Source organism: Methylobacterium gregans, from assembly GCF_022179245.1.
GTDB lineage: Bacteria > Pseudomonadota > Alphaproteobacteria > Rhizobiales > Beijerinckiaceae > Methylobacterium > Methylobacterium gregans.
In genome coordinates this window covers 22,031-29,038 of record NZ_BPQM01000072.1, presented here as the reverse complement: position 1 = coordinate 29,038, position 7,008 = coordinate 22,031, and the positions used below count along the sequence as shown (strand labels likewise).

At 70.0% G+C, this 7,008-nt stretch carries 6 protein-coding genes; 2 read left to right on the top strand and 4 right to left on the bottom strand.

Annotated elements, in window-relative coordinates:
• The coding region (locus MFF54_RS15400) for a sensor histidine kinase (protein ID WP_238303722.1) at positions 1 to 1,085 on the top strand (1,085 nt) is incomplete at its 5' end.
• Between the two features lie 129 nt (positions 1,086 to 1,214).
• Positions 1,215 to 3,881, top strand: coding sequence for a PAS domain S-box protein (locus MFF54_RS15395; protein WP_003596880.1), 2,667 nt, complete (start codon positions 1,215 to 1,217; stop codon positions 3,879 to 3,881).
• Positions 3,882 to 3,897: 16 nt separating this feature from the next.
• Here the strand turns inward: MFF54_RS15395 and MFF54_RS15390 are convergent, their stop codons facing one another.
• The 4 genes from MFF54_RS15390 to MFF54_RS15375 all read right to left on the bottom strand — a co-directional run bounded on the left by MFF54_RS15390 (position 3,898) and on the right by MFF54_RS15375 (position 6,995).
• Positions 3,898 to 4,671 carry a phosphatase PAP2 family protein gene (locus tag MFF54_RS15390; RefSeq protein WP_003596879.1) on the bottom strand — a complete coding sequence of 258 codons (774 nt, stop codon included), beginning with the start codon at positions 4,669 to 4,671 and terminating at the stop codon, positions 3,898 to 3,900.
• Between the two features lie 298 nt (positions 4,672 to 4,969).
• On the bottom strand, positions 4,970 to 5,746 hold the full coding sequence (locus MFF54_RS15385; RefSeq protein ID WP_003596877.1) for a COG4705 family protein: 777 nt from the start codon (positions 5,744 to 5,746) through the stop codon (positions 4,970 to 4,972).
• A complete protein-coding gene (locus tag MFF54_RS15380; RefSeq protein ID WP_003596874.1) occupies positions 5,719 to 6,591 on the bottom strand; it encodes a COG4705 family protein in 873 nt (290 codons plus the stop codon). Before MFF54_RS15380 ends, MFF54_RS15385 begins: the two co-directional genes overlap by 28 nt.
• Positions 6,588 to 6,995 (bottom strand): hypothetical protein, encoded by a 408-nt coding sequence (locus MFF54_RS15375; protein WP_003596871.1) that lies wholly within the window; start codon positions 6,993 to 6,995, stop codon positions 6,588 to 6,590. Before MFF54_RS15375 ends, MFF54_RS15380 begins: the two co-directional genes overlap by 4 nt.
• Between the last annotated feature and the right edge of the window lie 13 nt (positions 6,996 to 7,008).

Below are 7,008 nucleotides of genomic sequence, written 5' to 3'. Positions count from 1 at the left end.
TGCGCCTCAACGCCCGCAAGGTGTTCAGGGAGGACGGCCACGTTCCATACCTGCTCCTCGCCATCGACGACGTCACGGGCGAGCACGAGGCCCGGGCCGAGGCCGAGCGACAGCGACTTCTCGCCCAGGGCATCGTCGACACGGTTCGAGACCCGCTGGTGGTCCTCGAAGCCGACATGACAGTGGTCAGTGCCAGCCGCTCCTTCCTGCGCATGTTCGGCCTCGACGTTGGGACTGTGGTCGGCACGTCGCTCTACGACCTGTCGCAAGGCCAGTGGCGGGTCGGGCGGCTCCAGGATCTGCTCGGGCGGATCGTGCCCGACGACATGGCCATCGACGGCTTCGAGGTCGAGGACGAGTTCCCGGGACTCGGTCGGCGCATCTTCAAGCTCAACGCCCGCAAGGTCCACCGTCCCGGCAACCATATCACTCGGCTGCTCCTGGTCTTCGAGGACGTGACCGAGGCGCGAATGCTGGAGAGGCACCGCGACCTTCTCGCCGCCGAGCTCGCCCATCGCATCAAGAACAGCCTGCAGATCATCACCTCGTTCGTCTCGTACGAAATCCGCCGGGCGGCCGAACCCTGCGTCGAGGGCTACCGCGCGATGCAGGGCCGCATCGGCGCCGTGGCCGAGCTCTACGACGTGATCTCCCGCTCCTCGACGCTCGGCCCGGTGGCGATGGGGCCATATCTGGAGGGCATCGCCGGAAGCCTGCGTTCCAGCCTGCTCGGCGCCGAGGCCCGCATCGCCGTCGACGTCGAGGCGGAGCCGCTGTCCATCGTCGCCGACCAGGCGGTCACGGTCGGGTTGATCGTCAACGAACTCGCCACCAACGCGGTGAAGTACGCGTTTCCGTCCGGAGGGGGCCGCATCCTCCTCGGGTTCAGGCGCCGGGACGGTGAGGCGGTGCTCACGGTCGCCGACGACGGCATCGGGCTGGACGCGACCAGCGGCCCGGGTTCCGGCCTTGGATCCCGGTTCGTCGAGGCGTTCGTCCGCCAGCTCAACGGAACGCTCGCGATGGCAAGCGGCGCGGGCGGGACGACCGTGACGGTAAGGCTGCCGGCCTCCGTCCTGGCGTAGTCCGGTCGGGCGCCTCGCCTTCGGGGTCGCTCGGTTGTGAAAATTTCACCGGGCGACTTGGCGGGTCCGGCGACCGCCGCGCCCGACCCCGCTGCGAATTGTGGCAACGGCTGCTAGAACCGAAGCCTGATGGACGACACGGTCAAGCCACCCCCATACCGCGCGACGCCTGAGCGGCTCCGACGCGACCAAGCCAGGATCGAGGCCGAACTCGCCGGAATTGATGGCGGGACCGACCCGTTCCCCGCTGCCGTGCGGGCAACGCGCATGCCGATGGTCATCACCAATCCGCGCCGGCCGGACAATCCCATCGTCTTCGTCAACGATGCCTTCTGCCGCCTGACCGGTTATGCGCGGGAGGAGATCCTCGGGCGCAATTGCCGCTTCCTGCAGGGCCCTGAGACCGACCCGGAGACAGTCCGCCTGATCCGCGAGGCCATCGTCGCGCCCCGGTCCATCGAGATCGACATCCGCAACCACAAGAAGGACGGAACACCGTTCTGGAACCGGCTGCTGCTGGCGCCGGTCAACGACGCGGGCGGCGATCTCGCATACTTCTTCGCCAGCCAGTTGGACGTGACGGTCGAGCGTGAGCGCCTCGTCGTGCTGGAGGACGAGAACGCGGCGTTGACGGCCGAGCGGCGGGCCAACCTGGAGCGGCTGGCCTTCAGCGAGGAATCCCTGCGGCTCGCGACCGAGGCCGCCGAGGTGGGGACCTGGGACCTCGACCTGACCACCGACGTGCTGACCTGGTCGGATCGTACCAAGGCGATGTTCGGCATCTCGCCGGGCGTGCCCTGCAGCATGGCCGACTTCTATGCCGGGCTGCATCCGGACGACCTGGAGGTGACGAGCGCGGCCTTCGCCTCGGCGCTCGACCCGGCGCGGCGCGCGACCTACGACGTCGAGTACCGCACGGTCGGAAAGGAGGATGGCGTCGTCCGCTGGGTCGCGGCCAAGGGCAAGGGCCTGTTCGACGCGAGAGGAGCGTGCGTCCGGGCGCTCGGCACGGCCATCGACATCACGGCGCGGCGGCGAGCCGAGGAGGTCCGGCAAGCCAACGAGGCAAGGCTGCGCTTCCTCGACGCACTCGGCACGGAGACCGCCGGGAACACAGATGCCGAGGGCATCCTGTCGGTGACGACGCGCATGGTGGCGGGCCATCTGCGTCTCTCGAACTGCGCCTACGCCGACATGGACCCGGACGGGGAAGGCCTGACCATCCGCGGGGATTGGTCGGCGGAGGGCTCGCCGAGCATCGTCGGGCGCTACCGCCTCACCGATTTCGGCACGCTGGCCGCGACCTGCCTTCGTTCGGGCGAGTTGCTCGTCGTCGGCGACGTCCGGTCTGAACTGCCGGCTGCGGACGCTGCCTCCTTCCAGGCCGTTGGTGTCGCGGCGGTAGCCTGCATGCCCCTGGTCAAGGACGGGCGCCTGACGGCCATGATGGCCATCCACGACCGGGTGGCGCGGGCTTGGTCGGGCGACGACCTTGCGGTTCTCCGCGAGGTGACGGAGCGCTGCTGGGCGCATATCGAGCGCGTGCGCGCCGACGCCGCCCTGCGCGAGGCGGCGGGGCAGCTCGCGGCCCTGAACGCGACGCTTGAGCAGCGGGTCGAGGAGCGCACCGCCCGCCTGGGCGAGGCGGAGGCGGCGCTCCGGCAGTCGCAGAAGCTGGAGGCGGTCGGCCAGCTGACCGGGGGCGTGGCCCACGACTTCAACAACCTCCTGACCATCATCCGGTCCTCTGTCGACTTCCTGCGGCGACCCGACCTGCCGGACGACAGGCGAAGGCGCTACATGGACGCGGTCTCGGACACGGTGGAGCGCGCCACCAAGCTGACCGGGCAACTCCTGGCCTTCGCCCGAAGGCAGGCGCTCAAGCCCGAGGTGTTCGAGGCCGGCGCCCGTCTGAAAAGCGTGGCCGACATGCTCGACACGGTGACCGGTTCGCGCATCCGCGTGCTGACCGAGTTGCCCGAGCGTCCCTGTCACGTCCTGGCCGACGTGAGCCAGTTCGAGACGGCCGTCATCAACATGGCGGTGAATGCCCGCGACGCTATGGACGGCGAGGGCACGCTGACGCTGCGGCTGTCCTGCTCGCAGGGGATGCCTTCGATCCGCGGTCACGGCGGCAGCCCGGCGCCGTTCGCGGCGGTCTCGCTGTCGGACACGGGCACGGGCATCGCCCCGGAGCTCCTCGGACGCATCTTCGAGCCGTTCTACACCACGAAGGAAGTCGGCAAGGGAACGGGGTTGGGCCTGAGCCAGGTGTTCGGCTTCGCCAAGCAATCGGGCGGCGACGTGAACGTGGAGAGCGCTCCGGGGCGTGGGACCACGTTCACGCTGTACCTGCCCGAGATCGAGGCCGCCCCGGAGCCGGGCAGACATGAAACGGGAGACGAGGCCACCTCGTCCGGAGCCGGGCGGCGCGTGCTGGTCGTGGAGGACAACGTCGAGGTCGGGCGATTCGCCACGCAGATCCTCCAGGACTTGGGCTTCGCGACGGACTGGGCGGCGAACGCCGAGGAGGCCCTCGACCGGCTCGGCCCGGATGGCGCCGGCTTCCACGTCGTGTTCTCGGACGTGGTCATGCCCGGCATGGGCGGCCTCGCCATGGCCAAGCTGTTGCGCGGGCGGCTCCCCGGCCTGCCGGTCGTCCTGGCGTCCGGCTACAGCGATGCGCTGGCCCAGGGAGGTGGTGACGGCTTCGAGCTGCTGCACAAGCCCTACGCCGCCGACCAACTCGGGCGCACCCTGAACCGGGTGATCCGGCAGCACGGCCGAGCCATTTGAGCGCCGTAAGGCGACGCTAACGCAAGGTCCGAACGGACAGCTTCGAATCCGCATGAGCCGTACGGTCGGGCTCACCGGCCGCCCCCGACGCTTCGACCTGGCCGCGCCGCTGGAGGCGCAGCGCCACGATCCAGCACAGCACCGCCCAGGCCGACCCGACGCACCAGCCCGCCAACACGTCGGTCGCGTAGTGGACGCCGATGTAGACGCGGCTCAGCCCCACGACGACGGTGAGGAAGACGGCGAGCCCCATGAAGTACGCCTTCAGCCGTGCGCCCGCTGCGACCCTCGTCATGATCGCCCCCAGCGTCAGGAAGGTCACCGCAGAGAGCATGGCGTGGCTGCTGGGAAAGCTGGCTGTGAACACTTGGATGCCGCCGGGAATGTCGGGACGAGGGCGGTTGAAGAGCAGCTTCAGGCCGAAGCTGATGACCGTGCCGCCCAGCATCGAGCCCACCACCAGGAGGGCAGTCCCACGCCTGCGGACCAGGAGCAGGTACCCCACGGTCGCAGCCAGCAGGAAGCACAGGACGACCATGCTCCCAAGGGAGGTCACGTCGCGCGCCATCTCATGCACCCAGGCCGGCCCGATTGGGCCGGCGGCGCCGAGTGGACGGAAGAAGCGCGCGACCCGGGTGTCGAACGCCATGGTATCACCCTCCATCACCTCGCCGGCGAGGAGGCCGAACGCGAGGAGGAGTGCGGCGACGCAGAACAGCGTCGCCACGAGGCCGAGCTCCCGTTTCCCGAGGCGCGTCACGGCTGCTGCCCAGGCACCCAATTCGTTCATCCGCCTCGCCTCCCGGCCGGACCTCGGTACGCCGCCCCAGGTCTGACGCGCGTCGCCCGTGGGGCGAGGCGGCCAGACCGGGGATGCAAGGATCGTCGATGGACCGCGGCCCTGACCCACGGCGACTGCTTCTGGCCCGGCCTCGGGATGCGCGCGGCCGCCGTCCCCGGGCCGCCGGCATCCGTGCGAACTCCACGGATCGGGGGCAGGTCGCGCGCACGGCCCCGTGGACGAAGTCGCCGCGGCGCCGGACAAGGGCGGGGCCCCGGCGCGTCGCCATGCGGTGTCGACCGCAGGTTCATGACGCCGTCGCGTCCGCGCCCGGATGACGGCCGGCCCGCTGCGGTAGCAGGACGATGAGCGCCACGATGAAGGCCGCGATCACGGCGGAAGCGAGCGGCCGGCTCAGGTTCAGCCCGCCGTTGGCGACCGGCTTGTCGAGGAAATCGCCCACCGTGGCCCCGAGCGGGCGGGTCAGGATGAACGCCGCCCAGAAGAGCGTGACCCGTGAAACGGAGGTCCGGTAGTACAGGGCGATGACGACCGCGAGCGCCGCCGCGAAGACGAGGGCGCCACCCTCGTAGCCGAGGCCGCCGGTGTCCGCGAGCCAGTCGCCGAGCGCGGTGCCCAACGTCTGCGAGAAGGTGATCGCCCCCCAATAGAACGCCTCGACCCGCGGGGTCGAAACCGTGTCCACCGACACGGTGCCCTCGGTCGCGTACCAAAGCCCGAGCACGGCCGCGAGGCAGGCGAGTAGCAGGGTCGACCCGCCGGTGTATCCGATGCCGAGCGAGCGGTCGGCGAAGTCCGCCATCGTCGTACCGAAGGTGGTCGAGGCGACGATCGTGGACCAGTACAGGACCGGGTGGAACCGCTTCGATATGATCTGGGCGACCACGAGCGCGACCAGCAGCACGGCGAACAGGGCGGTGCCGGCGAGGTAGCCCCAGTTGAGGGTCATGGTGACGGTGTCGCCGCCGGTCTCCCCGAGCGTCGTGGCCAGGATCTTGATGATCCAGAAGCCCAGCGTGACCTCGGGTACCTTGCTCAGGGCGCGTTCGTAACGGTCGTCCATCGGACCTGCTCCTTCTTCGAGAAAAACCTCACGGCGCGTCGGCGCAGGCCGCCCGGCGACCGGCACGCTGCGGGATGAGGAGGACGAGCCCCGGCCATGACGAGCGCGAGCACGCCGGAGATCGTGATGTCGTCGATGCCCAGGCCGCCGGAAGCGACCGGCTTGTCGAGCGAGTTGGCGAGGGTGGCGCCGAGCGGCCGCGTCAGGACGAACGCCGTCCAGAACAGCATGGGCCTGGAAACACGCGTTCGCAGATGGAGGGCCGTGACCACGGCCAGCGCGACGAGGATGAGGAGCGCGCTCCCGTTGTACCCGAGCCCGCTGCTGTCAGCCATCCAGTCGCCCAACGCGGTGCCGAGCGTCTGGGAGAACATGACCGTGGCCCAGTAGAAACCTTCGGCCCGCGGGGACCGCACCGTCTCCACGGCGACCGTGCCGAGCGTGCGCTTCCACAGGATCAGGGTCGCGACGACCGATCCGAGCAGCACCAGGGACCCGCCCGCGTAGCCGATGCCGAGGGACCTGTCGCAGAAGTCGGCGAGGGTCGTGCCTGCGAGCGTCGTCGCGGTGACCACGGCCCAGTACAGGATCGGATGGAAGCGGTCCGCCCGGACCTGTGCGGCCAGCAGCACCGCCAGGGCGGCCCCGAAGATCGCCGTGCCGGCGAGATAGCCGAGGCCGAGCGTCAACGTGACGGCGTTCCCGCCGACCTCGCCCAGGGTCGTGGCCACGATCTTGATGGCCCAGAACCCGGCGGTGGCTTCAGGCACCTTGGCGGGTTCGACGTGTCCGGGTCGCTCGGTCGGTTGCATCGGGCTGCCGTGGGAAAGCGAGGGCTGGCTCACGCGGTGTGGGTCTGGTCGATGATGGCGAGCAGGTCGTCGACCGCGCGACGGCAGGCGGCCGGATCGGGGTTCGACGCCCGCAGCGCGTCGAGGGCGCGGTCGATGGCCTTGTCCACGACGTGCCAGTCGGCGGCGGCTCGCGGCTTCAGGCCGGCCTCGGACGCGTCCCAGGACAATTCCAGGTCCTTGATGCGCGTCTTGGCGGCGGCGAGGTCGCCCCGGTCGGTCATCGCCTTCACGTCGACGACGATGGTCCGGAACTTGGAGAGGTCGCCAAGCTTCGAGGCCGCCATCGCCTTGGGCGTCGCTCCGACGGCGGCGTCCTGCATCGCCAGCAGGCCCAGGGGGGCGGCCGTGGCACCGATGACCGTCGCGGCGATGGCGGCGAGGAGGATGTTTCGCATGGTCGTTCGCTCC